We start from the raw sequence: 26,593 nt of genomic DNA, 5'->3' as shown, positions 1-26,593 counted from the left end.
GCCGTCCTGGCTTCATCATGATCCACCTGACCCTCATCATCGTCGATTTTCTGACCGGGCTGCTCGCGGCCGGGGCCTGGGCGCTAGCGTCCGCCGGGGGCGCCATCGCGGCGGTCGTGGGTGGCGGATTCCTGGGGCTGTCGATGGTACGGCGCTGGCGCCGGAAAAGCTGATCAGCTCTGGTGCAGGACTCGGTCCAGGACGGACGCCGGCAGCGCCGCCTCAAAATGGAGCCCGAACCGCTTGCCGCCTGACCAGACCACACGCCCAGCGACGCCCAGACAATCCGCGTCGATCAGCACCCGATCCCCCGCGCGAAACGGCATGTCGCTATGGCACAGCGCGCCGGTCGCCGACAGATCGAGCAAATGCCCGCGCATGGATGCGCCATCATGCCAGAGGGAAACGGGTTCGAATAATTTATGGCGTGGTGCACGTTCAGGACCGAAAGTCAGTCCCGCCCTGGGTTCACTCTGCGTCATGCATGACCTCCCGATGCGCACTGTAACGCATCGACAGGCACATGGGACCATCTTTTCAGCCTGACCTTTGCGTTAACCTTTAGGATGGCTGGTTGATCGCGCAAGGGACGATGGCGGACGGGTCCGGCCGGGCGACGATGCGGCGAAATCGCGCGAAATAGCCCCCGGCCGTCGGTTTGGGGATGAGTTCTTCCATACGGAAACCCATGGTCGCCAGTTCGCAGGCCAGCAGGCGCGGTGGCGTGCCGTGCTGATCGGTCGGCCGATCCGCATCGACGACGATCAGTTCGCCGTCGGGCTTCAACGCCGGACTGAGATGCCAGAGGAAGGCGTAAGGCTCTGCAATCTCATGATACATGTGAACCATCAGAATGCGATCGAAGCTGTTTTCGGGCAGGCGCGGGTCTTCGGGCGCGCCCAGCTTGACGCTGACATTGTCCCATTCCTCTCGCGTGATGCGCCGCGACAACGCCTCTATGACTTCAGGCAATATGTCTTCGGCCAGGACCCGGCCGGTGGGGCCGACCCGCTGGGCCAGGCGCACCGTATAATAGCCTTCGCCAGCACCGATGTCGGCGACGGTCATGCCGGGGCGGATGCCGGCCCGGTCCATGATATCCTCCGCCTCGTTGACGCGATCGCGCGCTTCCTCGCTGGACCAGCGGGTCGACACGATCGGCGCCACCGGCCGATCGGCACGCGGAAAATCACGGGCGGCGACAGGGCGCTGGGACGTATTGCCGCCGCTCAACTGATCGCAGGCGGACAGCAGGACAAGCACGCCCGCCAGTGCCGCCCGGATCATCAGTCGACATCCTCCACATCGACCTTCTCGCCCGTCACCTTCTGGCTGAGCGCGGCCGCCATGAAGGGATCAAGCGCACCGTCCAGGACATCGTCGGGCGAAGTCGAAGTGACGCCGGTACGCAGGTCCTTCACCAACTGATAGGGTTGGAGCACATAGGAGCGGATCTGGTGGCCCCAGCCGATTTCGGTCTTGGCCTGATAGTCGCTCGACGCCGCTTCCTCCCGCCGGCGCAGTTCGGCTTCATAGAGGCGCGCCTTGAGCATATTCATCGCGGTGGCGCGGTTCTTGTGCTGCGAACGGTCATTCTGCGACGCGACGATGATGCCTGAGGGAATGTGGGTGATGCGGACGGCGGAATCGGTGGTGTTGACGTGCTGCCCGCCCGCACCCGATGCGCGATAGGTGTCGATCTTGAGGTCGCTTTCCTTGACCTCGATATCGATGTCGTCGTCGATCACCGGATAGACCCAGACCGACGAGAAGCTGGTGTGGCGGCGCGCGCTGCTGTCATAGGGGCTGATGCGGACCAGGCGATGGACGCCGCTTTCGGTCTTGGCATAGCCATAGGCGTTTTCGCCCTTGAACAGGAAGGTCGCCGACTTGATGCCGGCCTGATCGCCGGCCTGATAATCGACCAGTTCGACCTTGTAGCCACGCCGTTCGGCCCAGCGCCGGTACATGCGGCTGAGCATTTCGGCCCAGTCCTGGCTTTCGGTCCCGCCAGCGCCGGCGTGGATTTCCAGATAAGTGTCGTAGCTGTCGGCCTCACCCGCCAGCAGCGCCTTGATCTTGTCTTCATCGGCCCGGTCGGCCAGCGCCTTGAGCGCCGCAACCGCCTCGTCCACCATCCCCTCATCGCCCTCGGCCTCGGCCATCTCGATGAGTTCGGCGGTGTCGGTCTTTTCGCCCTCAATCGCGCGGGTCGCGCCGATCGCGCTGTCGAGCCGGGTGCGCTCGCGCATCACCTCCTGCGCCTGCTTGGCATTGTCCCACAGGGTCGGGTCCTCGACGCGGGCGTTGAGTTCGTCCAGCCGGCGCAGCGCGCGGTCCCAGTCGAGCGACTGGCGCAGCAGGGCGAGCGCGGCATCGATACGGTCGATATATTGCTGCGCTTCGGCGCGCATGGTCATGTCTCCAATAGGCGGCGCGGGGCCGTGTGCGGCCGCTGTAGCGGGTTGCGGCCGTCTTGTCGAAAGCGGGTTACTTCGCGATGTGCAGGCTGTTCGTCAAGGGTCAGCCCTGCGTCACGCTTTCCAGCACGGCGGCGCGCAGTTCGGGCAGGCCCATGCCCTTTTCACTCGACGTGGCGATGATGTCGGGATGGGCGGCCGGGCGCTTGCGGATGGCGTCGGCGGTCTGCTGCGTTACGGCGGCGAGCGCGCTCGCCTTGATCTTGTCCGCCTTGGTAAGGACAATGCGATAGCTGACCGCCGCGGCATCGAGCATGTCGAGCATGTCGGTGTCGACATCCTTGATGCCGTGGCGGCTGTCGATCAGCACCAGCGTGCGCTTGAGCGCGGCGCGCCCACGCAGATAGTCGTTCACCAGGAAACGCCATTTCTTGACCATGTCCTTGGGCGCCTTGGCATAGCCATAGCCCGGCATGTCGACGAGGCGGAAACGCAGCGGATCGCCCACGTCGAAGAAGTTGAGTTCCTGAGTGCGACCAGGCGTATTGGACGTGCGCGCCAGGCCGTTGCGGTTGGTGAGCGCGTTCAGCAGCGAGGATTTACCCACGTTCGAACGGCCCGCGAAGGCGACTTCGTTCACCGCCATGTCGGGCAGGAATTTGAGGTCCGGCGCGGATTTGAGGAAGGCGATCGGCCCGGCAAAGAGCCTGCGCGCGTCTTCGATCAGGGCAGTGTTGTCTTGCTCGGTCACACTCATTCTCCGTTCGCGCTGAGTAGCCGCTGAGCTTGTCGAAGCGGCGTATCGAAGGGCCGAAGGTCGCGATGCTTCAATACGGACCTTCGACTTCGCTCAGTCCCCACTCAGCACGAACGGGACTTGAGAGGTATATTTACTTCGCCGGCACCGCTGCCGCTGGCACCGGATGCTTGCGATAGAGCCACCACTGCTGCGCCATCGACAGGCAGTTGTTGGTGATCCAGTAGACCAGAAGGCCCGCCGCGAAGGGCGCCATGATGAACATCATCATCCACGGCATGATGCCCATGATCTGCTGCTGCATCGGGTCCATCTGCGTTGGATTGAGCTTGAACTGGAAGTACATGCTGATGCCCAGCAGCAGGGCCAGCACGCCGATGCCCAGAAACGCGGGCGGCGTGAAGTCGAGCAGGCCGAAGAGGTTGAGGATATGCAGCGGATCGGGCGCGGACAGGTCCTTGATCCACAGGACGAAGGGCTGGTGGCGCATTTCGATCGTCAGCATCAGCACCTTGTAGAGCGCGAAGAAGATCGGAATCTGGATGAAGACGGGCAGGCAACCGGCGAGCGGATTGACCTTCTCCTGCTTGTACAGCTCCATCATCTTGAGCTGAAGCTGCTGCTTGTCGTCCTTATGCTTTTCCTGCAGCGCCTTCATCTTGGGCTGGAGCGCGCGCATCGCCGCCATGCTGGAAAATTGGCGCTGGGCGATCGGGAACATGATCGCACGCACGACAAACGTCAGGCAGATGATGGCGACGCCGAAATTGCCGATATGTTCAAACAGCCAGTGCAGCAGGCCGAAGATCGGCTTTTCAAACCAGTAGAACCAGCCCCAGTCGATCGCCCGGTCGAACAGCGGGACGCCCGCATCCTGATAGGCTTCGAGCGTCTTCACTTCCTTGGCGCCGACGAACAGGCGCTGCGTTTGCGTCACCGCCTTGCCGGGCGCGACCATAGTGGAGCCAAGCGCGACATCGGCCTGATATTGCGTGCCCGCGCCCTTGCGGAACTGGCCGGCAAAGTCGGCGTCGGCAGCCGGCACGAGAGCAGACAGCCAATATTTGTCGGTGAAGCCGATCCAGCCGCCCTTGGACTGGAAGCTCTGGACCGACGGCCCCTTGTCCAGATCCTTGTAATTGACGTCATAATTGGCTGCGCCGTTGAACACGCCCATAGGTCCGACATGGATCGTCCAAGTATCGGGGTCCTTGGGAATGCCGGTGCGGCTGATATAGGCATAGGGCTTGACGCCCACCGTGCCGGCGCCGGTGTTCGACACCTTCTGCGCGGCCGTGATCATATAATTGTCGTCGACCGACAGGCGGATTTCGAAGAGCTGCCCCGCGCCATTGTTCCAGCTGAGCGTCACCGGGCTGGTCGGCGTGAGCACGCTGCCCTGCGCGGTCCACAGCGTGTTGCGATCGGGCGCACGCAGCCCTTCGCCCTGCCAGCCGAAACCGGCAAAATAGGCGTCCTGCGTGCCCGACGGGCTGTAGAGGCGGACGTCCGGCGAATCCTTGGCGATCGTTTCCTTGTAGGTCGGCAGCACGATGTCGTCGATGCGCGCGCCTTTGAGGTTGATCGAGCCAGTCAGCTTGGGCGTGCGGATGGGAATGCGCGGGCTTTCCCTGAGCACCAGCGCGCGGTCGCGGATCGCGGCGGGACTGTCGGCGGCGGGGTCCGCATCGGGCCGGGCGACAGGGACCTGCTTGCCGCCCTCGATCTTCGTTGCGGGCGGATTGGCCGTGGGGAAGAAATAGTTGGAAAGATAAGGCCAGCCGAACAGGATCGCCGCGGTCAGCAGCACCGCCAGGATGATATTCTTCTTGTCGTCCACGCTTTTGCGCTCCGCCGTCTTGTGATCTGTCGTCTCAGGGAACCGGGTCGTGGCCCGACCCGCCCCATGGGTGGCATCGCATTAGCCGCTTGAACCCCAGCCAGCTACCCTTGATCGCGCCATATTTGCGCACCGCCTGAATCGCATATTCCGAACAGGAGGGCGCATAGCGGCACGTGGGCGGCAGGATGCGCGATGGCCCAAGCTGCCAGAAGCGCGCAATCAGGATGAGCAGGCGCGCGATCATCGGGACTTAGCCGGGGCTCTGGTTCCGGACGATTTCGCCTTGCGGCGGGACGGGTCGCGCGGCGCGTCGACCGGCCGCGTCATGATCTTGCCCAGCGCCTTTTCCAGTTCGCCGCGCAACAGGGCAAAGTCCCGCTCAATCCCCCCTTCCCGGGCGATCAACACATGATCGGCGCCGGCAATGCCAAGGGTAGGCAGCAATTCGCGCGCCAGAACGCGAAAACGGCGCTTCATCCGGTTGCGGATGACAGCGCCGCCAATCTTTTTCGTGACCGTGATGCCATAGCGCATCGCCGGATCACCGTCACCGCGTTCGCGCACCAGCAGGACAAAGCCCGGCATCGGCGCGCGTCGCCCGCGATTCGCCGCCAGAAAATCCGCGCGCCGGACCATGATGGCCGGCGCGGCGGGCTGATCCGGCGATGATGTCAGGCGCAGAGATTCTTGCGGCCGCGGGCGCGACGGGCGCGCATCACATTGCGGCCGCCGGGGGTCGCCATGCGGGCGCGGAAACCGTGACGGCGCTTCCGAACCAGATTGCTCGGCTGAAAGGTGCGCTTCATCGTTCATTCCTCAAAAACAACAAGAGAATCGGGTGTGACAAAAAAGGGCCGCTTACGCAGCGGCCGCCAGTCAGGGGGCGTCCGATAGGGAAAAGGGATGGGGAAGTCAATGGCGGGGCGGCACCGCATCTCTTCATTTCATGTTCCTGCTTTCGCAGAAACAGGATGCCGCTACTTGCCGCGCGCGCTCGCCACGCCCTCCTTGAGCGCGTCAAAGCCGACCGCACCGCTTAGCACCTGATCGCCGATGACGAAGGTAGGCGTGCCGGTCGCCTGCAATTTTTGGGCGAGCGCGATGTTCGACTGGATTTCCGAATCATATTTGCTCGACGCCATCGCCGCTTGCGCATCCGCCTTGCTGATGCCGGCCTTGGCCGCGGCCGCCAGGATGGTGTCGCGCGTCACGCGCCCGGCGGCATAGAGCGCCTTGTGATAGGGCATATACTGGCCGCGCTCGGCCGCCAGCAGCGATACCTTGGCCGCATCGCCGCTTTCTTCCGACAGGATCGGCAGTTCGCGATAGACGATCTTAACCTTCTTGTCGGACCCCACCAGCTTGCCAAGGTCGGGTAGCGAGGCGCGGCAATAGCCGCAGGCATAGTCGAAAAATTCCACCACGGTAACGTCGGCATTGGCCGCCCCCTCCCATGCGCCGGCATAGGGAGTTTCGAGCGCGCTGCGATTGGTGTCGATGACACTGGAAAGACGCTTGGATTGCAGCTTCTCGATCGCCTGCGGGATGATTTCGGGATGCTCCAGGATATAATCATGGACGATCTGTTCGATCGCAGCCTTGTCCGTGGCGCCGACGCTGGCGGGAGCCTGGACGGCGAGCGCGGCGCCGGCGGCGGCCGCGATGAAGGCGAAGGCGCCAAGGGTCATCTGGATGGTCCTGTTGGAAAGGGCGGCGCGAAAGCTCGGCCGGGTTTGATCTGTCATTGCTATCTTTTCTTCCGCTGCTGCTCGACCGCGGCACGCGACGTCATGGCGATATCCTGCGCGCGCAGATAGTCAACCGTGCCGGGCTGCAATCCCTGCACCGCAACGTCGGCGCTGCGCAGCGCCAGATTATGATCGCCCATCATCGCGTAGCGTTCCGCCGTGGCGAGCGCGGCGCGCGGCGTGTCGCCGCGCCGCTCATAAACGACGCCCAGCTGATACCAGGCGAAGGGATTTTCGCGGTCACGCTGTACCGCCACGCGCAACACCTGTTCGGCCTCCGCGAAATTGGCCGGGTCTTCGGTCGCGATGAGCGCATGGGACAGGAGGACGGAAATCAGCGGCTGATTGGTGATCTTCACCGCTTCGCGCAGCGGCGCGATGGCGTCGGCCGGCCGGCCGCTTTCCAGCAGGATCTGGCCCTTGAGTTCCAGGAAATAGGGATCATGCGGTTCCGCGGCGAGCAGCGCATCGGCCTCGGCCAGCGCCTTTTGCGGATAGGCGCTTTTGTGCCAGGCATAGGCGCGGGCATAATGGGCGGGCAGCGACTGGTCGCTTTCAGGATATTTGATGAGCGTCTGCTGCGGTTCGGACACGAAACCGATCAGTTTCGCCTTGATCCGTTCGAACCGCGCTTCCAGCTGTGGATCGACCGGCCTGTCCCAGGCGGGGTCGACTTCATAAACCTCCCGCAGGACGCTGATGCGCTCGCCCGATAGCGGGTGGGTGCGCCCGTAGCTATTGTCCTGCGGAATGGCGAGGCGATATTCCTGATTCTGCAGCTTCTTGAAAAACTCCAGGCTCCCGCGGCCGCTGATCCCGGCGGTGTGGAGATAGCGCGCGCCGGCAAGGTCGGCGGAGCTTTCCTGCGCACGGGAGAAAGCGAGAAACTTGCTCATCGCCGCCTGCTGGCCAAGGCCCATGATGCCCATGCCCGCTTCCGCGCCGCCTGCCGCGATCGCCGCCGCGCCAAGCACGAGGCTGAGCAGGGTGACGCTGGTCGCGTCCTTGATCCCCTCGCCCGAGCGGATGATGTGGCCGCCCTCGATATGGCCCAGTTCGTGCGCGACCACGCCTTGCAACTGGTTCACATTGTCCGCTTGGGCGATCAGGCCGCTATGCACCCAGACATATTGGCCGCCCGCGACGAAGGCGTTGATTTCCGGGTCGTTGATGACGAGAACTTGGACGTTCTTGGGCGTCATGCCCGCCGCCTTGACCAGCGGCGCGGACATGTCGGCCATGAAGGCTTCGGTCTCGGCGTCGCGCAAAATCTGCTGCGCGAGCGCCGGGCGCGACATCAGCGCAAACGACGCCAGCGCAAGGGCCAGGAACTGGAGCAAACGGGCCATGGATGCCAGCCCTTGCCATGGGCGTCCTGAACGCGCCGTGAAGCGCATTCCATGGAAAAGCGCCGCTGCGCACCGGTAAGGACCGGACGGGCAGCGGCGCTTCATCATTCAACCCTTCGCGTGCTTACTGACCGAAGGTGCGCTGCCACCAGCCGCGCCGGGGCGTGCCATCGGCATCCTCGCCGCCTGCGTCGTCGGCAGCGCCGGCTTCGGCTGGAACCGGGTCTGGCGAACCGGTCGGTTCGGACGGCGCGAAAGGCGCAGCGTCAACTGGGGCCTCCGGTGCGGCTTCGGCGGCTGGGTCTGCCGCTTCCGCTTCGGCAGCCACCACCTTCTTGCGACGCGTGCGCTTGGGCTTGGCGGGCGCGGCGTCCGCCTCGGCTGCTGGCGCATCTGCTTCAGCCGCCTCGCCCTCGCTCGCCACCGCCTTCTTGCGACGCGTGCGCTTGGGCTTGGCCGGTGCGGCGTCCGCTTCGGCTGCTGGCGCAGGCTCTTCGGTCGCGGCCGCGGCGACATCGGCCGGAGCCTCGGTCGCAGCCTCAGCCGTGTCAGCCTCCGCTTTCTTCCGGGCGCGCGGACGCCGACGCGTCTTGGGCGCGGGCTCGGCCGCTTCCTCGCTCACCGGCTCGGCGACAGGCGTTTCTACGGCAGCCGGCTCTTCAACCGGCGCCTCAGCATCGGCCGCAGCCGTTGCATCGTCCTGCTCGATCGCAGCGGTTTCGCCCGCTTCGCGCCGACGGCGGCCTCCGCGACGACCACGACGCCCGCGACGACGCGAGCCGCCTTCGTCACCGTAAGCGTTGCTTGCAGGCTCAGCGCCTTCGCGATCGTCGGCTTCTGCGCCTTCATCCGTATCGGTGTCGTCACCGGGCTCGGCGTCGCCAGCCTCGGCTTCGGACCCGGCATCGCGCGGCTCGTCGCGCTGGCCACCGCGGCGGCGGCGACGGCGACGGCGACGGCGGCCGCCTTCGCGATCCTCGTCCCCCCTATCGCCCCGCTCCTCCCGCTCGGCGCTGTCTTGGGCGTCCTCGACCTCTTCGATGTCGTCTTCGTCCTCTGGCAGGTCGATATCGTCATCATCCTCGACCAGCGGCGCATAGGTGACGACACGTTCCGGGCGCGGCCCGCTGGCTTCGACCGACATGCGCGCGCCTTCGATCTCGCCATCGGGCAGGATTTCGATACGCACGCCATAGCGCTGCTCGATCTCGTCGAGTTCGCGACGCTTGTTGTTGAGGACGTAGAAGGCCGCTTCCTGGCTGGCACGCAGGGTGATGAGGTTGCCGCGACCGCGCGCCGCTTCCTCTTCTAGCATACGAAGCGCGCTGAGGCCCGCCGACGACGCGGTGCGGACAAGGCCGGTGCCCTCGCAATGCGGGCATTGGCGCGTCGACGCTTCCAGCACGCCGGTGCGCAGACGCTGGCGGCTCATTTCCATAAGGCCAAAGCCTGAAATCCGGCCGACCTGAATGCGGGCGCGATCGTCCTTGAGCGCCTCCTTCATCGCCTTTTCGACCTTACGGATGTTGGAATTCATCTCCATGTCGATAAAGTCGATGACGACGAGGCCCGCCATGTCGCGCAGACGCAACTGGCGCGCGATTTCGCGCGCCGCTTCCAGATTGGTGGCGACGGCGGTCTGTTCGATGCCATGTTCGCGCGTCGACCGGCCAGAGTTGATGTCGATCGACACCAGCGCCTCGGTCGGGTTGATGACCAGATAGCCGCCCGATTTCAGCTGCACGACCGGATTGTACATCGCGGCCAGCTGATCTTCGACGCTAGCGCGCTGGAACAGCGATACCGCGTCGGCATATTGCTTCACGCGCCGGGCATGGCTCGGCATCAGCAGCTTCATGAAGTCCTTGGCGGCCTTGTAGCCATCCTCGCCCTCGACGATGACTTCCTCGATATCCTTGTTGTAGATGTCGCGGATGGCGCGCTTGATGAGGTCGCTGTCATTGTGGATCAGTTCGGGCGCAGACGCCTGGAGCGTCTTTTCGCGAATCTCGTCCCACAGCCGCGCGAGATAATCGAAGTCGCGTTTGATTTCCGGCTTGGTCCGCTGAAGCCCCGCCGTGCGGACGATGCACCCCATGGACGAGGGCAGGTTCATTTCCGCGATGATGGTCTTCAACCGCTTGCGATCGGCCGCGTTGCTGATCTTGCGGCTGATGCCGCCGCCATGCGACGTGTTGGGCATGAGCACGCAATAGCGGCCCGCCAGCGACAAATAGGTGGTCAGCGCCGCGCCCTTGTTGCCGCGCTCTTCCTTCACGACCTGCACCAGCAGCACCTGCCGGCGCTTGATGACGTCCTGAATCTTGTAGCGGCGACGCAGCGCCATGCGCTTGCGGCGCAGTTCGTCGGCGGCCTCATCGCCATTCTTCCCGCGCTTGCGGCGGCCACCCTTGGCGGCTTCAGGCGCTTCGTTCTCGGCGTCCGCCTCGGGCGCTTCCTCATCCTCATGATGATGGGTCGCCTCGACCAGTTCGACGCCGTCCTCACCCGCGTCCTCGTCATCCTCGATCTCGGCGCGCAATGCGGCCTCTTCCTCGGCATGGGCGCGCTCTTCCTGGAGCAGCGCCTCACGGTCCTCGCGCGGAATCTGATAATAATCGGGGTGGATTTCGCTGAAAGCCAGGAAGCCGTGGCGGTTGCCTCCATAATCGACGAAGGCGGCCTGAAGCGAAGGCTCCACGCGCGTCACCTTGGCCAGATAGATATTGCCTTTGAGCTGCTTGTGCTCGGCCGATTCGAAATCGAACTCCTCGATCCGGTTACCTTTGACGACCGCGACCCGGGTCTCTTCCCGGTGGCGCGCATCGATCAGCATACGCATTGTCATTTATAAGTCTCCGGCGTGCGCGGGCTGCGGCATGACGCCGCGCCGCCACGCGATAAGAAAAGAATATCTGCCTGCGCGCGCCATCGGGCGCGGCGCAGGCAGATATCCGGTTTTGAAGGAAAATCTGCGCGTCTGCTGCATCGGCAGGGCCGGATAAGGCGCCGGGCCGCACCATCCACGCCGCCATGCCCGTCACCGGGGCAAGCGTGGATGGAAATTCATGCCTCATGCAGCGTCAACCTGTTCTGTCTTACCCGCATAGCAGCGGGCGCTCGTTTCACCTGAAGACCGGTCGCAAAAACGACAATTCTTTCAGGAATGGGGATGGTTAGCAGTCAATAGCGCGGGCGGCAACGGCTGGTCGAAATATTATGTCCCGGCGCGCACCCGACGTTCGGACCATGGCCGGTCATGGTGAAAATGACGTTAACCAGCTCATTTTACCGGGTTAAAAGAGGGCGATGCTTAATCGGGTGTTCAGCGTGGGGACGCTGGACGGGTCAACGTCGATGATATTTGGCTGGACGGCCGACAGGCCTGCGGTGCACAAGCGGCGCATGTTGCAAAGCCTTGCCCTGGCAAGCATTCTTCTTTCCTCCCCCGGCCAGGCGGGCGGCATCGCCGGCGTCGATGTGCAGGGGGACCGGGTGGTGGTGCGTTTCGATGAGCGGGTGGAGGGCGCGTCCGCCTTCCTGCTCGACGGGCCGCAGCGCATTGCCCTTGATATCGATGGCGCGCAGACGGGCCGCTTTCCCTTTTCACCAGGCAATGGCACGGTCGCGGGCGTGCGGCAGGGGCAATTGAGCCCGGAGCGCGCGCGTGTCGTGCTGGACCTGGCAAGCCCGGCGACGCTGGCCGACGCGCGCATTGCACCGGACGGCAAATCGCTGAGCTTCGCGATCCAGGGCGTGAGCGACAGCCGCTTTCGCAGTGAATTGGGTCGCGGGCGCATGGCGTTCGATGCGCCGGCGGACATGGCCGCACGGCCGCAAAAGCGGTTGCATTCGATCACCGTGCCGATCCCACCCGCCGCGCGCGGCGTCGCCCTGCCGCCGGTGCAGGGCGTCAATGACGGCGCGCGGCCGCTGGTGGTGATCGATGCGGGCCATGGCGGCCATGATCCCGGCGCCATCAACAAGGACAATGGCAAACGCGAAAAGGACGTGACACTGGCGATCGCGCAGGCGATCCGCGACCAACTGGTCAGGGGCGGTCGGGTGCGCGTTGCGCTGACGCGGGACGATGATCGCTTTCTGGTGTTGCAGGAACGCTATGGCATCGCGCGCAAGATGGGTGCGGACCTCTTCATTTCGATCCATGCCGATGCGGCCGAAAATACCGATGCCCATGGCGCGACGGTCTACACCTTGTCGGAAACCGCGTCGGACCGGGAAGCCGCGCGTCTCGCCGCGCGCGAAAACAAGGCCGACATCATCAACGGCGTCAATCTGGGCGGCCAGTCGGGCGATGTGTCGTCAATCCTGATCGACCTGACGCAACGCGAATCGCTCAACATATCGTCCAGTTTCGCGCGGCTGCTCCAGCGTGAGGCTTCACCCTATGTGCCCTTCCGCAGCGCCTATCATCGCTTCGCTTCGCTGATGGTGCTCAAGGCCCCGGATACGCCGTCGATCCTGTTCGAAACCGGCTATATTAGCAATGAGTCGGACTCCGCCTTCCTGTCCTCGCGCGAGGGGCAGCAGAAGATCGCGCGCGGCGTTGCCAAGGCGATCGAGGTGCATTTCGCGCGCAAGCTGGCGATGAGCGGGGTTGCGGCGGGCGGCTGATGGCGCGGCCCGTCGAAACGCCACTGGCCTTGGCCGCGATTTGATCCTAGAGCCTCTTCCCCATGGAAGAGGCCCGTTCCGATACCGCCCCGACATCCTTCGCCTATCGCCTGCGCCGTGACGCGGGCGGCGTCATGGACCGGATACGTCCACTATGGGGCCGGAGGCTGTTTCGCTGGCTGACTATCCTGCTGGGCGGGTTTCTGCTGGCGATCTTCCTGTTCTGGCTGATTTTCGCGCGCGGCCTGCCCGATGCGGCGACCTTGCTGGAATATGAGCCGCCGCTCCCCACCATGGTGCGCGACATCAACGGGCAGCCGGTGCACAGCTATGCTCGAGAACGGCGGGTGCAGTTGCAATATAGCGATTATCCCCCGTTGCTGATCCGCGCCTATCTGGCGGCGGAGGACAAGACGTTTTTCGAGCATCATGGTGTCGATTTCCCCGGCTTTGCCGGCGCAGTCGCGGACTATGTCAGCAAGCTGGGGTCGGGCCAGCGCGCGCGCGGCGGGTCGACCATCACGCAGCAGGTGGCCAAGAACCTGCTGATCGGCGACGAATATTCGCCCACACGCAAGGTCAAGGAGATGATCCTGGCCTGGCGCATGGAAAATGTGCTGTCGAAACAGCAGATACTGGAGCTTTACCTCAACCAGATTTTCCTCGGTCGCAACGCCTATGGCGTGCAGGCGGCCTCGCGCGCTTATTTTGACAAGGATGTCGCTGACCTCAGCCTGCCTGAAATGGCCTATCTGGCGATCCTGCCCAAGGGGCCGGCCAATTACCGCCCCGAAAGCGAAACCGGTCACGCCCGCGCGATCGAGCGGCGCAACTGGGCGCTGGGCGAGATGGAGCGCAATGGCTGGATCACCGCCGCGCAGCGCGCGCAGGCGCAGGCGCAGCCTCTGGGCACCGTCACCGTGCGCGGTTCCAGCTTCGATGCGCGCGCGGGCGGCTATTATATGGAAGAGGTGCGCCGCCGCCTGATCGACCGGTTCGGCGAAAAGGCGGCGGACGGCCCCAACAGCGTCTATGCCGGCGGCCTGTGGGTGCGCAGCCCTTATGACCCGGTGGCGCAGGAACGCACCAAGGATGCGCTGCGAAACGGATTGCTGCGCTTCGGCGCGGGCCGCGGCTGGTCGGGTCCGGTCGGCCATATCGACCCCGATCGAGGCTGGGCGCGCGAACTGGCCGCCAGCTATGTCGGTGTCGATTATGAAGGCTGGCGCGTCGCCGTCGTCATCGATCGATCATCGTCTGAGGCGCAGATCGGCTTTTCCGACGGCAGCACCGGCACCCTGCCTGCGTCGATGGCGCAGACACCCTATCGCCGCACCGGTGGTCCCGCCTTTGCCGCGCTCAAGTCCGGCGACCTGATCGTCGTCGCAAAGAATGGCGCCGACTGGGCGCTGCGGACCATTCCCGAAGTGTCGGGCGGCATGGTGGTGCAGGAAGTGCATTCAGGCCGCATCCGCGCGATGCAGGGCGGGTTCGATTCGCGCCTCTCCTCCTATAACCGCGCGACCCAGGCCCAGCGCCAGCCCGGCTCCACGATCAAGCCCTTCGTCTACGCCGCCGCGCTGGACAATGGCATGACGCCCGCATCGATCATCGTCGATGGGCCGCTCTGCGTCTATCAGGGCGCGGGATTGGGGCAGAAATGCTTCCGCAACTTCTCAGGCGGCAGCGCCGGGCCGCAGACGATGCGCTGGGGTGTGGAACAGTCCCGCAACCTGATGACGGTGCGCGCCGCCAGCCAGACCGGCATGGACCGGGTCGTGCGCACGATCAAGGCGATGGGCATCGGCGATTATCAGCCCTACCTCTCCTTCGCGCTGGGTGCGGGCGAAACGACGGTGGAGCGGATGGTCAATGCCTATGCGACGCTGGCGAACCAGGGAAAACAAAATCCGTCCAAGGTCATGGACTATGTGCAGGACCGGCGCGGCAAGGTGATCTGGCCCGAACGCTGGCGCCCGTGCGACGGGTGCAACATGGCCAATTGGGACGGCAAGCCGATGCCGCGCTTTGGCTTTGAAGGGCGGCAGGTGATGAACCCGATGACCGCCTATCAGGTCGTGCATATCGCCGAGGGCGTGGTGCTGCGCGGCACCGCCACCGTGCTGGCCGATCTCAAGCGCCCGCTGTTTGGCAAGACCGGCACCACCAACGGCCCCACCAATGTCTGGTTCGTGGGCGGATCGCCCGATTTGGTGGCAGGTGTTTATGTCGGCTATGACAAGCCCCGGAGCCTGGGCGGATGGGCGCAGGGCGGCCGCATCGCCGCCCCGATCTGGAAGGCGGCGATGGCGCCGATCCTGGAAACCATGCCCAAGACGCCCTTCGTCGCACCGGCGGGCATCCGCATGGTCACGATCGACCGTCGTTCGGGCAAGCGCGTCTATGGCGTGTGGCCGACCAACGATCCCAAGCCCGCGGTAATCTGGGAAGCGTTCAAGCCCGAAACCGAGCCGCGCCGGTCGATCCGCAAGGAAGAGGCCGAGGCGCAGGCGAAGGCTGCCGATGCCAAGGCCGCGGCCGCCGTGGCGCGCGGGCGGCAGCGCACTGACGCCGACTTCCTGCAGGACCAGGGCGGGATTTACTGACGGGCGCCTTCGTGCGGTGGCGCCCGCTTCATTTGTACAGGATGGTGTCGGAACCGGACACCATCAACTGGGACAGTTCATATCCCGGCGGCGCATCCGTCAGGTCATGCTGGCGGCTGATGAGCGTCCATATGTCGCGCGAAAAGCCCGCGGCCTTGACGTCGCGATAGAACATATCGGCCGAATAGCGGTTCAGCGTCAGATATTCCTTCCACATATGGTTGAGGATCATGTCGGGATGAACGACGGTCTGCTCATGCGCCGTTCTTTCGATGATGGCGCGCATCGCTGCCTGGTCATGCGTCAGATGCGCGAAAGGCACAGGCACGAAGTCCGACAGATGACTACCGAAATAGGAATGAAACCAGGGAAAAACCTTGATGAAGGCGATGCCGCCTGTCTTGAGCACGCGCTTGATTTCGGCCAGCACGGCCGGGACATCGGCGACATGCTCCATCACGCCCCAGCAGAATATGATATCGAAATGCTCGTCCGGAAATGGCATGGATTTGCCGTCATAGACTGCGGCTGAAACGCGATCCCGATACTTAGCGGCGTCCGGGAAACCGCCATCGACCAGGGTCTTGAGGCTTTTGTCCGGATCCAGCTTGGTAATATCGAGACCGACAACCTCCTCTGCGCCGCGCGAGGCGAGGCCATAGGTCATCAGCATCTCGCCGCACCCCAGATCCAGGATGCGTTTCCCCTCGAGACTGCCGATGGCCGCCACGAATTCATCGACGACGCCGACATAATGGGTGCGGACCCATTCGTTCATGTCCGGCAGAAAACTGATATCGTCGTCGTTGCTCTTTGGCTGGCCGGAGACGGGCAGTTGCTCCGTTTTCGCTTCACCGCCCTTGAATTTGCGCGCAATATGCCGCCGTATTGATGATAGTCGCAAGTCGTCAGTTCCTTCGTGGCGCGCCAAAGACAGTCGGATACTCTAAATATGTCTCTGCCAGCCCCAGCATGATGAAGGATAGACCTTTTTTCGATCGGGATGGGATGATCGCTGATAGCCGCCCCCGCCGGATCGCCCGCGCCTTCCTGGCATTGGCCTATCTGATCGCAGGGGTGGCGCATTTGCGGACGCCGGGCGGGTTCATCGCGATCACGCCGGGTTGGGTGCCCTATCCCGCCACCGTTATCTGGCTGACTGGCATCGCCGAAATTGCCGGGTCGATAGGCCTCATGCTGCCGCCCTTTCGCCGCGCCGCGGGCATCGGGCTGGCGCTCTATGCGCTGTGCGTATGGCCGGCCAATATCCATCATGCGCTCAGCGACGTTCCGCTGGGCGGCGTGCACTTGAGTTGGTGGTATCATGGACCACGGCTGGCGCTGCAACCGGTCATCATCTGGTGGGCGCTGTGGGCGAGCGGCGTCATCGACTGGCCTTTTGCGCCGCGACGCTAAGGCGGTTGTCTTTGCCGCCCGCCCCCCTAGGGTGACGGCAAATCTGTGAACAAGCGGAGCGAGGCGGCGTGACCCGGCATATTCCCTGGATAGTGACAGCCATTATCGGCGTCGTGGCCCTGACCGTCGTGGCGATATCACGGGGGGAAAGCGTCAACGCGCTGTGGATCGTTGTCGCAGCGGTCAGCTGCTTCCTGGTCGCCTATCGCTATTATGCGCTGTTCATCGCCCGGCATGTCATGGGACTAGACCCTGCGCGACCGACGCCTGCCGTGCGCCGCGCGGACGGCCTGGATTATGTCGCGATCGACCGCAGCGTCCTGTTCGGCCATCATTTCGCGGCGATCGCGGGTGCAGGGCCACTGGTCGGACCCGTGCTCGCCGCGCAGATGGGCTATCTGCCCGGAACAGTGTGGATCATCTTCGGCGTGGTGCTGGCCGGGGCAGTGCAGGATTTCATGGTCCTGTTCATTTCCATGCGCCGCGACGGCAAGTCGCTGGGCGAACTCATCCGCATGGAAATGGGCCAGGTCGCCGGTACGATCGCCCTGTTCGGCGCGTTCATGATCATGGTCATCATCCTGGCGGTGCTGGCGCTGATCGTGGTCAAGGCGCTGGCCGAAAGCCCCTGGGGCATGTTCACCGTCGCGGCGACCGTGCCGCTCGCCATGGCGATGGGGGCCTATACGCGCTGGATCAGGCCGGGGCGGATCGGCGAGGTGTCGGTGCTGGGCCTCATCGGCCTGATCGCGGCGATTGTCTACGGGCAGGCCGTGGCGCAGTCCCCCATCTGGGGGCCGGCCTTCACCTTCACCCCGGTGCAGCTTTGCTGGATCCTGATCGGCTACGGCGCGGTGGCGTCGGTGCTCCCGGTCTGGCTGTTGCTCGCGCCGCGCGACTATCTGTCGACCTTTCTCAAGATCGGGGCGATCGCCGCGCTCGCCATCGGCATCGTCATCATGGCGCCGCCGCTCCAAATGCCGGCGCTGACGCGATTTGTCGCGGGCGACGGACCAGTCTGGGCCGGTAGCTTGTTCCCCTTCCTGTTCATCACCATCGCCTGCGGCGCGGTGTCGGGGTTCCATGCACTGATTTCCAGCGGGACCACGCCCAAGCTGATCGCCAGCGAAGCGCATGCGCCGCTGATCGGCTATGGCGCGATGCTGATGGAGGCATTCGTGGCGATCATGGCGCTGGTGGGCGCGTCGATCCTGGACCCGGGCATCTATTTCACGATGAACAGCCCGACGGCCCTGATCGGCACGGACGCGGCCAGCGCGTCCGCCGCCGTCACCGCCATGGGCTTTCCCATTTCAGCCGATAGCATCGCCCGGACGGCGCGGGATGTGGGCGAACATACTATCATCAGCCGCGCGGGCGGCGCGCCCACGCTGGCCGTCGCCATGGCGGAGATTTTCAGCCATGTCGTGGGCGGGCCTGCGATGAAGGCCTTTTGGTATCATTTCGCCATCCTCTTTGAGGCGCTGTTCATCCTGACCGCCGTCGATGCGGGCACGCGCGCGGGTCGTTTCATGCTGCAGGACCTGATCGCCCTTGTCGTCCCAGCCTTCAAGCAGAGCGAGAGCCACATGCCCGGCATCATCGCCACCGCCCTGTGCGTCGCGGCCTGGGGCTTTTTCCTCTATCAGGGCGTCACTGATCCGCTGGGCGGGGTGAATACGCTGTGGCCGGTGTTTGGCATTTCCAATCAGATGCTGGCGGCGATCGCGCTGATGCTGGGCACGGTCGTGCTGTTCCGCATGAAGCAGGACCGGTTCGCGTGGGTGACGATGCTGCCCACGGCCTGGCTGCTGATCTGCACCCTGTCGGCGGGCTGGCTCAAATTATTTTCCGCCGATCCCAAGGTCGGCTTCCTGGCGCACGCAGCCAAATTCAGCGAGGCGGCAGAGGCTGGCTCGCTGCTTGGCCCCGCAAAAACCATGGACGAAATGCAGCGCATCATCTTCAACGACCGGGTCGACGCCGCGCTGGTTGGCCTGTTCCTCGCGGTCGTTCTTGCCATTTTGTTTTTCGCCATCCGCAGTTGCACTGCCGCGCGCCGCAACGCCGTCCCTACGGCATGCGAGATTCCCACCAGTCTAGTTGCAGCGCAATGACGGATTTGTTCAGAAAGCTGCGCCAGGCGGCGCATATGATGGTTGGCATCCCCGACTATGACGCTTATTTGCGCCATATGGCCGATCATCATCCCGCCCAGCCGGTGATGGACCGCACCAGCTTTTTCCGTGATCGCCAACAGGCCCGCTATGGCGGCCGCAACGGCGGGCGTTGCTGCTGATCTTGCAATTATATTACAATATTTTGCAGTTTTACGCTCATAAAGTTTAATATCGTCGGCATTTTGCTATTGCTGTTTCCTGGCGCTCTGCTACGGGGCGGCCGTCTCTGGTGCCCGACAGCTTCAGAACATGCCCCCTGCCCACCCCTTGCGGCGGGGGGCATCCCCGATCATTTCCCAGCGTTGAACCCCGCGATCATGCCCGCCGTGATCGACAGGGCGATTTCCGCAGGCCCGATCGCGCCGATATCCAGACCCGCCGGGCCGTCGATCCGCGCCAGCGCATCCGCGTCAAACCCCTCGGCCGTCAACCGATCAAGCCGCGCCGCATGGCTGCGTCGCGATCCCAAAGCGGCGATATAGCCGGTCGGCGCGTTCAGCGCGGCGATCAACGCGGGATCGTCAATCTTGATGTCATGGCTCAGCGTCACGACCGCGGTCGATTCGCCCGGGTGGTGTGCGGCGATCGCCTCATCGGGCCAGCGGTCGTCCAACTCGGCGTTCGGGAAGCGCTCCGCCGTCAGGAAGCGGCCGCGTGGATCAATGACGATGGGCGTCACGCCGATCGCCTGCGCCAGGGGAACCAGCGACTGGGCGATCTGCACCGCGCCGACGATCAGCAACCGGCGCGGCGGATCATAGCGGTTGAGGAATGCGCCCTCCGCCTCCCCCTCGCGGGTTTGGCCAGTGGCAAGGTCGGTGGACAGTGTGACGGCCCGCCCCGCTTCGTTGGCCTTCGAGACCAGATCGAACAGGTGAGGTGGAAAGCCCGTTTCCGATATGGGCTGCACCAGCACGGCGATCTCGCCGCCACAGGGCAGCCCGACCTCCCACGCGTCACCATCGGCGACGCCATAGCGGTGCATATGGGCTGGCCGTCCAGCGATGACCTCTGCCGCGCGTTGCAGCACATCGGTTTCCACGCAACCGCCCGAAATGCTGCCTTCCAGCCGGCCGTCCTGATGCACCAGCATGTGGCTGCCGCGCGGGCGCGGGGCGGAACCCCAGGTGGAAATCACCGTGGCCAGCGCCATCGGCGCGCCCTGCCATTCGATTGCCTTGCGGATCACCGCGCCATTGTCGTTCAAAACATCATGCTCCCGGTTTGCGCCCATTGTCGCGCTACCGGCAAGCAATGGGGATGAAAGACGCCTAGTGCAAGCGGCGCCCCGTCCACACGACGCGCCCGACGATGTCGACCAGCGCCGGGTCGATATCTGTCCAGTCGGGATAATGCGCATTGTCGCTCAGCACGCTGAACCGGCCCCGCAGCGGTCCCATGGCGATGCGCTTCACCATCAGCACACCGTCCAGCCGGAGCACATAGACGCCGTCGCGCAACCGGTCGGCGTCATCATCATGATCCACCATGATGTCGTCACCGTCGCTCAGCGTCGGCGCCATCGATTCGCCATCGACGCGGATGATCGACACGCGCTGTGGCCGCACCCCCAGATGGCGCAGCCAGTGCGCATCGAAAGCCATCACGCCAGCCGCGCGTTCATCCTCATCCAACGTGCCGCCCCCGGCCGACGCGCCCAGCGCAAGTCGCGGAACGGAGACGACGGCGGGCAGGCCACGGTTGCGCGCAGGCGGCGGGGCGAGTGACGCAACGCCCCCCAGCATATCTTCCGAAACGCCGAAATAGCGCGCCAGCACGCGCCGGTCGTCCTCGTCCAATTTGCGCGGCGTGCCGCGTTTGATGAATTGCTGAATATAGGCGGCGTTGCGGCCGATCAGGCGGGACAGATCGGCATAATTGTCCCCTCGCTCGGCAATCAGCCGATCCAGCGTGGCGCGGGCATCCTGCGATTGGTCCATCATCTATCCATTATCGATAAGATTTTTCATAGACAAGTAGGAAAATAGGGGGAAGTAGATAGGAATATTCACATCGACTCGCATTGGGTGAGTCGCCTTCAACGGGGAGATACGGGCTAATGCTGCTGCCATTGATCGAAACTTTCCTGCGTCAAAATGACATGCCGCCTACGCGCTTTGGTCGCAGTAGCGCCCGCGATCCGCGGCTGGTGTTCGACCTGCGGCGCGGCCGCGAACCGGGAGCGCGACTGACGAAGCGCGTGGAACATTTCATGAACACTTATCGCAGGAGCCAAGGCCAATGACAAGCATGGATGCACATTTTGGCCGCGCCAATCTGCTCCGAAATAAAGCGATCGAGCGGCGCGGAACGGATCCCCTGCCGCTTCTGCTAGCGCAATTGCTGCTGCGGGCGGGCCGCCCGACGGTGGTCGACCGTGCAACCAGTCGCCCCTTGGGCCAGCGCCCTGTTCGAGGGGCGGCGGCATGCAATTCGCCTTCGCTTCAGCGGCCCCAAGGCGCAGGATCAGAAGGATCGATTGATCGCTGGCCTTGACGAAGCGGAATGGGCCTTGCCCGGCCATTTTGTCGCCGACATCACCGTCGATGCGCATGGTAATGTGGACGACGAACCATGGGTTCAGTTGTCGGCTTTGACCATCCGCGACTGGTAGGAACGTGGATCAGCGGCGGCGTGCGGCCATCGTGCGCAAGGTGCCAAGCGCCGCCCGCAATGCCTCGTCCGCATCGGGCGCCACGCTGTCGCGGACCGGCACGGCTGGCGCGACCGGCATGTCGGCCAGTACCGGCGCAGTGGTGGCGCGGCGGCGCGAGGCCAGCCCCCGTTCCAGTCGATCAGTCAGTTCGGCAACGGACAAGCCATGGGTAGGCAGCGGGGGCGGCGAAGGACGGACGACGTTAGCCGCCTCCTGCTCAACGCACCGTTCAGCCTCATCGCCTGCAATCTCTTCGACATCAGCCTCAAACGCCACCGGATCGGCGCTCGGCCCGCCTTTGTCGGCGGGGCGCGCAAAGGACGGTGTCGGCTGATCCGCTTCGCGCGCATGATCCGGCGACGGCCTGGCAACACCCTGCATCGGCACCACCGATTGCGATTCGGGTTCGGGCGCAACGATCAGGGGGCGCCGCTTGGCGTCAGGACGGGCGAAAATTTCCACGCCATCGAAATCCCGGCTGGCAAAGATCGGCGGACGCGGCGGTGCGTCGGGATGCGCATCGGCACGGCGAAGCGCCGGAGCGTCCGGGATTCTAATTGGTGCAGCGCGACCCCGCGCCAGGGCTGTCAGCTTGGAAAAGGCGAAACCCATCTGTCTTGCTCCCTGGGCGCTACGCTGTCGCCCGTCCATATCCTGTTCGTCATCCGCCCGGCGCGGATCGCGGACGCTTGCCGCCACTGCACCGGCTATCAACACACCTACAAACACCGCCATCGTCAGCCGGGCGGTCAAACCCAAAGGCGGGGCGGCGGCTGGCAAGGCTTCGCTCAGGCCACTCGACGCCACCAGCATTTCCAGCAGGCCGACCGGCGTAGCCAGCAAGGCCACGGCGGCCGCGACGCCCGCCAGCGCCGCCATGGCCGTTCCCCGTCTGGCGCTCGCCCTGTTCACCCTCTCGACCTTCGCTTCCGTTCACGCCGCCGCGCGACTCTCACGCGACCGTGCTAACAACAGTTGGTAAACAGGTTCGTAACGCAGTATGTTCGATGACCAGGTGCGTTCACGCTCGACATAGGCCCGCGCAACCTGGCGGCGCTCGTCCCATATCGTGCGATCGGCAAACAGCGTGGCAAGCGACCGCGCGATCGCCGCCGGATCGTCGGGCGCGAACAAGGCGCCCGTCACTCCATCCTCGATCAGTTCGCGATGACCGCCGACGTTCGATGCCGCCACCAGCCTGCCCTGCGCCATCGCCTCCAGCGGCTTGAGCGGGGTCACGAGATCGGTCAACCGCATCGCCTTGCGCGGATAGGCCAGCACATCGACCTGCGCATAATAATGTTCGACCTCATCATGCGGCACGCGACCGACGAAGACGATATGATCGGCAAAGGGCGACGCCATCGCCTGTGCCCGCAGCGCCTGCTCCATCGGTCCGCCCCCCACCAGCAGCAGCTTGGCCCGCGGCCGGGCGCGCACGAGTCGCGGCATGGCGGCGATCAGGTCGTCCAGCCCCTCATAATCATAGAAGCTGCCGATGAAACCGACCACGTCGGCTCCCGCCAGCCCCAGCTTCGCCGTCAATTCCGGATCGCGCGGCACCGGCGCGCCGAACTGATCCATGTCGACGCCATTGGGCGACACGATGATCTTGGCCGGATCAATGCCCCGCGCGACCAGATCGCCGCGCAGCCCTTCGCATATCACCGCGACCGCATCCGCCTCGCGCACGGCGCGGGTTTCCAGTTGCCGCGTCAGCCAATAACGGGGGCTGCCTTCGCGCCCCGTACCGTTGCCGACCGCCGCATCCTCCCAGAAAGCGCGGATTTCGTAGATCAGAGGAATGCCGTGCCGCCGCGCGACGCGCTGTGCGGCCATCGCGTTCAGCACCGGCGAATGGGCATGGATCACATCCGGCCGCCACCGCCGCACCAATGCCTCGATCGCGTCCGCATGCGCGGCGATATCGCGCCATTCACGCACAAGCGCATTGCCGGTCGCCGGCGGTCCGGCCGTGCGGTGAAAAATCAGACCGTCCACCATTTGCTCGTCCGGCCCGGCCGCGCTGTGCCGCCGCCCGGTAATGCCACGCACATCCCACCCCTTGCCAATCTGCGCACGCAGAATCGCCCGGGTCCGGAACGTATAGCCGCTGTGCATCGGCAGACTGTGGTCCAGCACATGAAGAATGCGAGTCATAGCCAGCCCTTTTTGCGGCAAAAGGTTTAACGCCCCGTCAACTCTGTCAGGCTAGGACATAAGTTCCGAAGCGATAGTCCAAGCGAGCCATGATAGACACTTTGTCCCTGCTGATCAGCCATGGCGTGATCCTGCTCGCTGCGTGGCGGCTGTTGCCGCGCGCCGGTCTGGATCGCGATCCGCCGGCGCAGGAGCCGCATGGCGATGCGTGACCTGTTCTTCATCGCGTTTCTCGGCCTGTTCGGGTTGATGGGACTACGGCGGCCGTTCCTGCTGGTCGCGGTCTATGCCTATATCGACATCGTTTCGCCGCAGCGACTTTCCTATTTCCTGCTCAATTCGATCCCGATTTCCGCGATCGCCTTTGCCATGATGGTGGGCGCGTGGCTGCTGGTCGATGACAAGAAGGATTGCCGCTTTTCCGCGCGACAGGGGCTGATGCTGCTGCTGCTCGCCTGGTGCGGCTATACCACGCTGACGGCCGATTTCCCGGTTGAAGCGCTGACCAAATGGAATTGGGTGTGGAAGGCGATCATCGCGGGCGTCTTCTTGCCGCTGGTGCTGCGCACAAGACTGCGAATCGAAGCGCTGGCGCTGTTCATGGTGCTGTGCGCCAGCACGATCATCATCAATGGCGGCATGAAGACGGCCCTGTCGGGCGGCGGCTATGGCGTGCTCAACCTGATGGTGGAAAACAACAGCGGTCTCTACGAAGGCAGCATCATATCCTGCGTTGCGATCTCGCTGATACCGCTGATCCTGTGGCTGTCGAAACATGGCACGGTCTTTCCGCCCGACTGGAAGGTGAAGACGTTTTGCTATTGCCTGTGCCTCGCCTGCCTGCTGATGCCTGTGGGCACCGAAGCGCGTACCGGCCTCGTCTGCATCGTCATACTGGCGGGGCTGATGCTGATGCGCTCGAAGCGCAAATTCGTTTACGGCCCACTGATGCTGCTGGCGGCACTCATCTCCATCCCCTTCCTGCCGGCCAGCTTCACCCAGCGGATGCAGACGATCGAGAATCACCAGGGCGACGAAAGCGCCTCCACGCGTGTCGCGGTCTGGATGTGGACGCTCGACTATGTGAAGGAGCATCCGGGCGGGGGCGGCTTCGACAATTACCTCCAGAACAGCTTCACCTATTTTGCCCAGAGCACCGTCACGGACGGCGGTGGCACGCGGGTCGAGCGCCGGCTGGTGACGGACCGGGGGCGCGCCTATCACAGTGCCTATTTCGAGCTGCTGGGCGAACAGGGCTATTTCGGCTTTGCCGTCTGGGCGCTGCTGCACCTCATCTGCTTCATTCGTACAGAGGCTATCCGCCGCGCCTATCGCAAGCGCGACGGCTCGGACGAGGCGTGGGTCGCGCCCTTTGCGCTGGCCCTGCAACAGGGACATATCATCTACATGATCGGATCGCTGTTCGTCGGCATCGCCTACCAGCCCTTCATCTTCATGATGCTGGCATTGCAGATCGGGCTCGATACCTATCTGACGCGCAAGCGCAAGACAGCCGCCAAACAGCAATTGGACAGGGCCATCGCCTTGGGCAATGGGGCCATCGCATGAAGAGGGAGATGGCGCCGCTCAATGTGACGCATGGACTGGTGCTAGGGCTGTTTTTGGCGCTGCCATGGCTGGGGCGGAGCGAATGGCTGCCATGGGGCGCGGAGGCGCTGTTCCTGATCGGAGGGTTCCAGTTGCGGCTGGCGGATCGGCGATGGAACGCGCGGAACGGCGCGCTGGACTGGATCAGTCATATCCGCATGGCGCCGGCGCGGCTGATGCCCTGGGGCGCCATGGTGATCGTCGCGATCATCGCGCACCGGCCGCAGGATGCGCAAGCGATAGGCCTTGCAGCAATTGTCAGCGAGCTGCTGCTCTATCCGGCATCCGTTCGCCTGATGCGCCAGACGACCCGTCCCGTGACCGCAGCTTTTCTGTTGATGCTGGTGGGGGCGCTCGGCGTTATCGATACCGGCGATGCCCGCTTGGCCTTCGCATTCATGGCGGGGATTGCGACCGGCATTCTCTGGCTTCGAGGGCCGGACGGCGACATCCGCATGACCGTTTCGGCCGTCATAAGCGTCGCCTTCGCTATCGGATCGACAATCGCGTTTCCTCAGATACTGCCCTTTGCATTACCGTTGATCGCCGTCGGCGCCACAATGGCTTTGGCGCATCTGTCGACGCTGCGCCGCCGCCCCATGCCCTGGCAATGGGACGGCGCCGTCAGCAGCCGGTTCAGGCGGGCACCGCGGCCGCTTGCGTCACCGCCTTCTTGAAGGCGTCGACAAAGGCGGGGATGTCATCCGGATTGCGGCTGGTGATGAGATTGCCGTCAACGACCACCTCCTGATCGACCACCCGCGCACCCGCATTGGCCAGATCGGTGCGCACCGACGGCCAGGATGTGACGGTCTTGCCATCCACGCAATCGGCCTCGACCAGCAGCCAGGGACCATGGCAGATGGCGGCGACCGGCTTGCTCGAAGCCACGAAGTCGCGCACGATGCGCACGGCGCGTTCGTTGGTCCGCAGCGTGTCGGGATTGGCGACACCGCCGGGCAGTATCAGACCGTCATAATCCTCGATCTTCACGGACTCCAAAGTTATGTCGGGCGTGATCGTGTCGCCCTTTTCATCATGCTGCATGCCCTGGATCGGATCGGTGGCGGGCGACGCGAGCGTGACTTTCGCGCCGGCGTCGATCAGCTTCTGGCGTGGCTGGAACAGTTCTGACTGTTCGAACCCGTCGGTGGCGACGATGAGGATGCGGCTCTGCTCAATGGCTGGCATGAAATATTCCTTCGCTTGGGGGTG

Annotated in this window: 28 protein-coding genes; 11 read left to right on the top strand and 17 right to left on the bottom strand. The window is 64.2% G+C overall.

The genetic code is table 11. From position 1 onward, the window contains the following. The first annotated feature begins 17 nt into the window (after positions 1-17). The gene (locus RLDS_RS56575; protein ID WP_009822724.1) at positions 18-173 is read left to right on the top strand and encodes a hypothetical protein; all 156 of its coding nucleotides are present in this window, start codon (positions 18-20) and stop codon (positions 171-173) included. Here the strand turns inward: RLDS_RS56575 and RLDS_RS0128875 are convergent, their stop codons facing one another. The 11 genes from RLDS_RS0128875 to RLDS_RS49920 all read right to left on the bottom strand — a co-directional run bounded on the left by RLDS_RS0128875 (position 174) and on the right by RLDS_RS49920 (position 10,965). Continuing rightward, entirely contained in the window at positions 174-482 is a 309-nt protein-coding gene (locus RLDS_RS0128875; protein WP_052034199.1) for a PilZ domain-containing protein, read from the bottom strand. Between the two features lie 79 nt (positions 483-561). Beyond that, positions 562-1,287, bottom strand: a complete 726-nt coding sequence (locus tag RLDS_RS49960; protein ID WP_021227960.1) for a class I SAM-dependent methyltransferase — start codon at positions 1,285-1,287, stop codon at positions 562-564. Then, a complete protein-coding gene (gene prfB / locus RLDS_RS49955) occupies positions 1,287-2,414 on the bottom strand; it encodes a peptide chain release factor 2 (RefSeq protein ID WP_031298914.1) in 1,128 nt (375 codons plus the stop codon). Before prfB ends, RLDS_RS49960 begins: the two co-directional genes overlap by 1 nt. Before the next feature lie 109 nt (positions 2,415-2,523). Then, positions 2,524-3,171, bottom strand: a complete 648-nt coding sequence (gene yihA / locus RLDS_RS49950; protein ID WP_031298913.1) for a ribosome biogenesis GTP-binding protein YihA/YsxC — start codon at positions 3,169-3,171, stop codon at positions 2,524-2,526. A gap of 139 nt (positions 3,172-3,310) precedes the next feature. After that, positions 3,311-5,017 (bottom strand): membrane protein insertase YidC, encoded by a 1,707-nt coding sequence (yidC, locus tag RLDS_RS49945; protein WP_021227957.1) that lies wholly within the window; start codon positions 5,015-5,017, stop codon positions 3,311-3,313. A 34-nt stretch (positions 5,018-5,051) separates the two neighbouring features. Then, positions 5,052-5,264, bottom strand: coding sequence for a membrane protein insertion efficiency factor YidD (yidD, locus tag RLDS_RS49940; protein WP_021227956.1), 213 nt, complete (start codon positions 5,262-5,264; stop codon positions 5,052-5,054). Continuing rightward, the gene (rnpA, locus tag RLDS_RS49935) at positions 5,261-5,656 is read right to left on the bottom strand and encodes a ribonuclease P protein component (protein WP_021227955.1); all 396 of its coding nucleotides are present in this window, start codon (positions 5,654-5,656) and stop codon (positions 5,261-5,263) included. Before rnpA ends, yidD begins: the two co-directional genes overlap by 4 nt. 35 nt (positions 5,657-5,691) lie before the next feature. After that, entirely contained in the window at positions 5,692-5,826 is a 135-nt protein-coding gene (gene rpmH, locus RLDS_RS55530; RefSeq protein ID WP_021227954.1) for a 50S ribosomal protein L34, read from the bottom strand. A gap of 171 nt (positions 5,827-5,997) precedes the next feature. Beyond that, positions 5,998-6,765 (bottom strand): DsbA family protein, encoded by a 768-nt coding sequence (locus RLDS_RS49930; RefSeq protein ID WP_021227953.1) that lies wholly within the window; start codon positions 6,763-6,765, stop codon positions 5,998-6,000. Between the two features lie 2 nt (positions 6,766-6,767). Continuing rightward, a complete protein-coding gene (locus tag RLDS_RS49925; RefSeq protein ID WP_021227952.1) occupies positions 6,768-8,117 on the bottom strand; it encodes a M48 family metalloprotease in 1,350 nt (449 codons plus the stop codon). A 124-nt stretch (positions 8,118-8,241) separates the two neighbouring features. Further along, the gene (locus tag RLDS_RS49920) at positions 8,242-10,965 is read right to left on the bottom strand and encodes an Rne/Rng family ribonuclease (RefSeq protein ID WP_236616913.1); all 2,724 of its coding nucleotides are present in this window, start codon (positions 10,963-10,965) and stop codon (positions 8,242-8,244) included. Positions 10,966-11,474: 509 nt separating this feature from the next. On the opposite strand from RLDS_RS49920, the gene RLDS_RS49915 reads away from it, so the two are divergent. Further along, complete coding sequence (locus RLDS_RS49915; protein WP_031298909.1) at positions 11,475-12,752, top strand: N-acetylmuramoyl-L-alanine amidase; 1,278 nt, start codon at positions 11,475-11,477, stop codon at positions 12,750-12,752. 62 nt (positions 12,753-12,814) lie between these two features. Further along, positions 12,815-15,358: a penicillin-binding protein 1A gene (locus tag RLDS_RS49910; RefSeq protein WP_021227948.1), complete on the top strand. Its 2,544-nt coding sequence runs from the start codon at positions 12,815-12,817 to the stop codon at positions 15,356-15,358. A gap of 28 nt (positions 15,359-15,386) precedes the next feature. On the opposite strand, the gene RLDS_RS49905 is transcribed toward RLDS_RS49910, so the two are convergent. Beyond that, positions 15,387-16,262, bottom strand: coding sequence for a class I SAM-dependent methyltransferase (locus tag RLDS_RS49905; RefSeq protein ID WP_021227947.1), 876 nt, complete (start codon positions 16,260-16,262; stop codon positions 15,387-15,389). Positions 16,263-16,366: 104 nt separating this feature from the next. Between RLDS_RS49905 and RLDS_RS49900 the strand changes: the two genes are divergently transcribed. The 3 genes from RLDS_RS49900 (at position 16,367) to RLDS_RS49890 (ending at position 19,073) form a co-directional block, all read left to right on the top strand. Next, complete coding sequence (locus RLDS_RS49900; RefSeq protein ID WP_021227946.1) at positions 16,367-16,774, top strand: DoxX family protein; 408 nt, start codon at positions 16,367-16,369, stop codon at positions 16,772-16,774. A gap of 68 nt (positions 16,775-16,842) precedes the next feature. After that, positions 16,843-18,891 carry a carbon starvation CstA family protein gene (locus RLDS_RS49895; protein ID WP_031298907.1) on the top strand — a complete coding sequence of 683 codons (2,049 nt, stop codon included), beginning with the start codon at positions 16,843-16,845 and terminating at the stop codon, positions 18,889-18,891. Then, positions 18,888-19,073 carry a YbdD/YjiX family protein gene (locus RLDS_RS49890; protein ID WP_021227944.1) on the top strand — a complete coding sequence of 62 codons (186 nt, stop codon included), beginning with the start codon at positions 18,888-18,890 and terminating at the stop codon, positions 19,071-19,073. Before RLDS_RS49895 ends, RLDS_RS49890 begins: the two co-directional genes overlap by 4 nt. A 170-nt stretch (positions 19,074-19,243) precedes the next feature. Here the strand turns inward: RLDS_RS49890 and RLDS_RS49885 are convergent, their stop codons facing one another. Together RLDS_RS49885 and RLDS_RS49880 are read right to left on the bottom strand one after the other, a co-directional pair. After that, positions 19,244-20,161: an XdhC family protein gene (locus tag RLDS_RS49885; protein WP_031298905.1), complete on the bottom strand. Its 918-nt coding sequence runs from the start codon at positions 20,159-20,161 to the stop codon at positions 19,244-19,246. Between the two features lie 64 nt (positions 20,162-20,225). Further along, positions 20,226-20,894, bottom strand: a complete 669-nt coding sequence (locus tag RLDS_RS49880) for a S24 family peptidase (RefSeq protein ID WP_021227942.1) — start codon at positions 20,892-20,894, stop codon at positions 20,226-20,228. A 119-nt stretch (positions 20,895-21,013) separates the two neighbouring features. Here RLDS_RS49880 and RLDS_RS49875 point away from each other — a divergent pair, with 119 nt between their 5' ends. Together RLDS_RS49875 and RLDS_RS57315 are read left to right on the top strand one after the other, a co-directional pair. Continuing rightward, positions 21,014-21,199 carry a hypothetical protein gene (locus RLDS_RS49875; protein ID WP_021227941.1) on the top strand — a complete coding sequence of 62 codons (186 nt, stop codon included), beginning with the start codon at positions 21,014-21,016 and terminating at the stop codon, positions 21,197-21,199. A 132-nt stretch (positions 21,200-21,331) separates the two neighbouring features. Beyond that, complete coding sequence (locus RLDS_RS57315; protein WP_021227940.1) at positions 21,332-21,568, top strand: hypothetical protein; 237 nt, start codon at positions 21,332-21,334, stop codon at positions 21,566-21,568. Between the two features lie 9 nt (positions 21,569-21,577). Here the strand turns inward: RLDS_RS57315 and RLDS_RS49865 are convergent, their stop codons facing one another. Beyond that, complete coding sequence (locus tag RLDS_RS49865; RefSeq protein WP_021227939.1) at positions 21,578-22,489, bottom strand: hypothetical protein; 912 nt, start codon at positions 22,487-22,489, stop codon at positions 21,578-21,580. A 54-nt stretch (positions 22,490-22,543) separates the two neighbouring features. Beyond that, the gene (locus tag RLDS_RS49860) at positions 22,544-23,770 is read right to left on the bottom strand and encodes a TIGR04063 family PEP-CTERM/XrtA system glycosyltransferase (protein WP_021227938.1); all 1,227 of its coding nucleotides are present in this window, start codon (positions 23,768-23,770) and stop codon (positions 22,544-22,546) included. Positions 23,771-23,859: 89 nt separating this feature from the next. On the opposite strand from RLDS_RS49860, the gene RLDS_RS57230 reads away from it, so the two are divergent. The 3 genes from RLDS_RS57230 to RLDS_RS49850 are packed head-to-tail and all read left to right on the top strand — an operon-like array spanning position 23,860 to position 26,055. Beyond that, the gene (locus RLDS_RS57230) at positions 23,860-23,982 is read left to right on the top strand and encodes a hypothetical protein (protein WP_269078223.1); all 123 of its coding nucleotides are present in this window, start codon (positions 23,860-23,862) and stop codon (positions 23,980-23,982) included. Then, the gene (locus RLDS_RS49855) at positions 23,975-25,339 is read left to right on the top strand and encodes a putative O-glycosylation ligase, exosortase A system-associated (protein ID WP_031298903.1); all 1,365 of its coding nucleotides are present in this window, start codon (positions 23,975-23,977) and stop codon (positions 25,337-25,339) included. Before RLDS_RS57230 ends, RLDS_RS49855 begins: the two co-directional genes overlap by 8 nt. Further along, positions 25,336-26,055 (top strand): hypothetical protein, encoded by a 720-nt coding sequence (locus RLDS_RS49850; protein WP_031298901.1) that lies wholly within the window; start codon positions 25,336-25,338, stop codon positions 26,053-26,055. Before RLDS_RS49855 ends, RLDS_RS49850 begins: the two co-directional genes overlap by 4 nt. On the opposite strand, the gene RLDS_RS49845 is transcribed toward RLDS_RS49850, so the two are convergent. Next, positions 26,015-26,569, bottom strand: a complete 555-nt coding sequence (locus RLDS_RS49845) for a type 1 glutamine amidotransferase domain-containing protein (protein WP_021227934.1) — start codon at positions 26,567-26,569, stop codon at positions 26,015-26,017. The two genes, RLDS_RS49850 and RLDS_RS49845, sit on opposite strands and share 41 nt — an antisense overlap. Between the last annotated feature and the right edge of the window lie 24 nt (positions 26,570-26,593).

The organism is Sphingobium lactosutens DS20 (assembly GCF_000445105.1).
Taxonomy (GTDB): Bacteria; Pseudomonadota; Alphaproteobacteria; order Sphingomonadales; family Sphingomonadaceae; genus Sphingobium; species Sphingobium lactosutens.
Note: the sequence above shows the minus strand (reverse complement) of the source record. Positions and strands in the feature narration are given on the sequence as shown.

What these genes read in the sequence shown, in the direction of transcription:
- RLDS_RS56575 (WP_009822724.1), top strand. Translation starts at nt 18, where the DNA reads ATGATCCACCTGACCCTCATCATCGTCGATTTTCTGACCGGGCTGCTC.
- RLDS_RS0128875 (WP_052034199.1), bottom strand. Translation starts at nt 482, where the DNA reads ATGACGCAGAGTGAACCCAGGGCGGGACTGACTTTCGGTCCTGAACGT.
- RLDS_RS49960 (WP_021227960.1), bottom strand. Translation starts at nt 1,287, where the DNA reads ATGATCCGGGCGGCACTGGCGGGCGTGCTTGTCCTGCTGTCCGCCTGC.
- prfB (WP_031298914.1), bottom strand. Translation starts at nt 2,414, where the DNA reads ATGCGCGCCGAAGCGCAGCAATATATCGACCGTATCGATGCCGCGCTC.
- yidD (WP_021227956.1), bottom strand. Translation starts at nt 5,264, where the DNA reads ATGATCGCGCGCCTGCTCATCCTGATTGCGCGCTTCTGGCAGCTTGGG.
- rnpA (WP_021227955.1), bottom strand. Translation starts at nt 5,656, where the DNA reads ATGGTCCGGCGCGCGGATTTTCTGGCGGCGAATCGCGGGCGACGCGCG.
- rpmH (WP_021227954.1), bottom strand. Translation starts at nt 5,826, where the DNA reads ATGAAGCGCACCTTTCAGCCGAGCAATCTGGTTCGGAAGCGCCGTCAC.
- RLDS_RS49930 (WP_021227953.1), bottom strand. Translation starts at nt 6,765, where the DNA reads ATGACAGATCAAACCCGGCCGAGCTTTCGCGCCGCCCTTTCCAACAGG.
- RLDS_RS49925 (WP_021227952.1), bottom strand. Translation starts at nt 8,117, where the DNA reads ATGGCCCGTTTGCTCCAGTTCCTGGCCCTTGCGCTGGCGTCGTTTGCG.
- RLDS_RS49920 (WP_236616913.1), bottom strand. Translation starts at nt 10,965, where the DNA reads ATGACAATGCGTATGCTGATCGATGCGCGCCACCGGGAAGAGACCCGG.
- RLDS_RS49915 (WP_031298909.1), top strand. Translation starts at nt 11,475, where the DNA reads ATGATATTTGGCTGGACGGCCGACAGGCCTGCGGTGCACAAGCGGCGC.
- RLDS_RS49910 (WP_021227948.1), top strand. Translation starts at nt 12,815, where the DNA reads ATGGAAGAGGCCCGTTCCGATACCGCCCCGACATCCTTCGCCTATCGC.
- RLDS_RS49900 (WP_021227946.1), top strand. Translation starts at nt 16,367, where the DNA reads ATGATCGCTGATAGCCGCCCCCGCCGGATCGCCCGCGCCTTCCTGGCA.
- RLDS_RS49890 (WP_021227944.1), top strand. Translation starts at nt 18,888, where the DNA reads ATGACGGATTTGTTCAGAAAGCTGCGCCAGGCGGCGCATATGATGGTT.
- RLDS_RS49880 (WP_021227942.1), bottom strand. Translation starts at nt 20,894, where the DNA reads ATGGACCAATCGCAGGATGCCCGCGCCACGCTGGATCGGCTGATTGCC.
- RLDS_RS49875 (WP_021227941.1), top strand. Translation starts at nt 21,014, where the DNA reads ATGCTGCTGCCATTGATCGAAACTTTCCTGCGTCAAAATGACATGCCG.
- RLDS_RS49865 (WP_021227939.1), bottom strand. Translation starts at nt 22,489, where the DNA reads ATGGCGGCGCTGGCGGGCGTCGCGGCCGCCGTGGCCTTGCTGGCTACG.
- RLDS_RS49860 (WP_021227938.1), bottom strand. Translation starts at nt 23,770, where the DNA reads ATGACTCGCATTCTTCATGTGCTGGACCACAGTCTGCCGATGCACAGC.
- RLDS_RS57230 (WP_269078223.1), top strand. Translation starts at nt 23,860, where the DNA reads ATGATAGACACTTTGTCCCTGCTGATCAGCCATGGCGTGATCCTGCTC.
- RLDS_RS49855 (WP_031298903.1), top strand. Translation starts at nt 23,975, where the DNA reads ATGCGTGACCTGTTCTTCATCGCGTTTCTCGGCCTGTTCGGGTTGATG.
- RLDS_RS49850 (WP_031298901.1), top strand. Translation starts at nt 25,336, where the DNA reads ATGAAGAGGGAGATGGCGCCGCTCAATGTGACGCATGGACTGGTGCTA.
- RLDS_RS49845 (WP_021227934.1), bottom strand. Translation starts at nt 26,569, where the DNA reads ATGCCAGCCATTGAGCAGAGCCGCATCCTCATCGTCGCCACCGACGGG.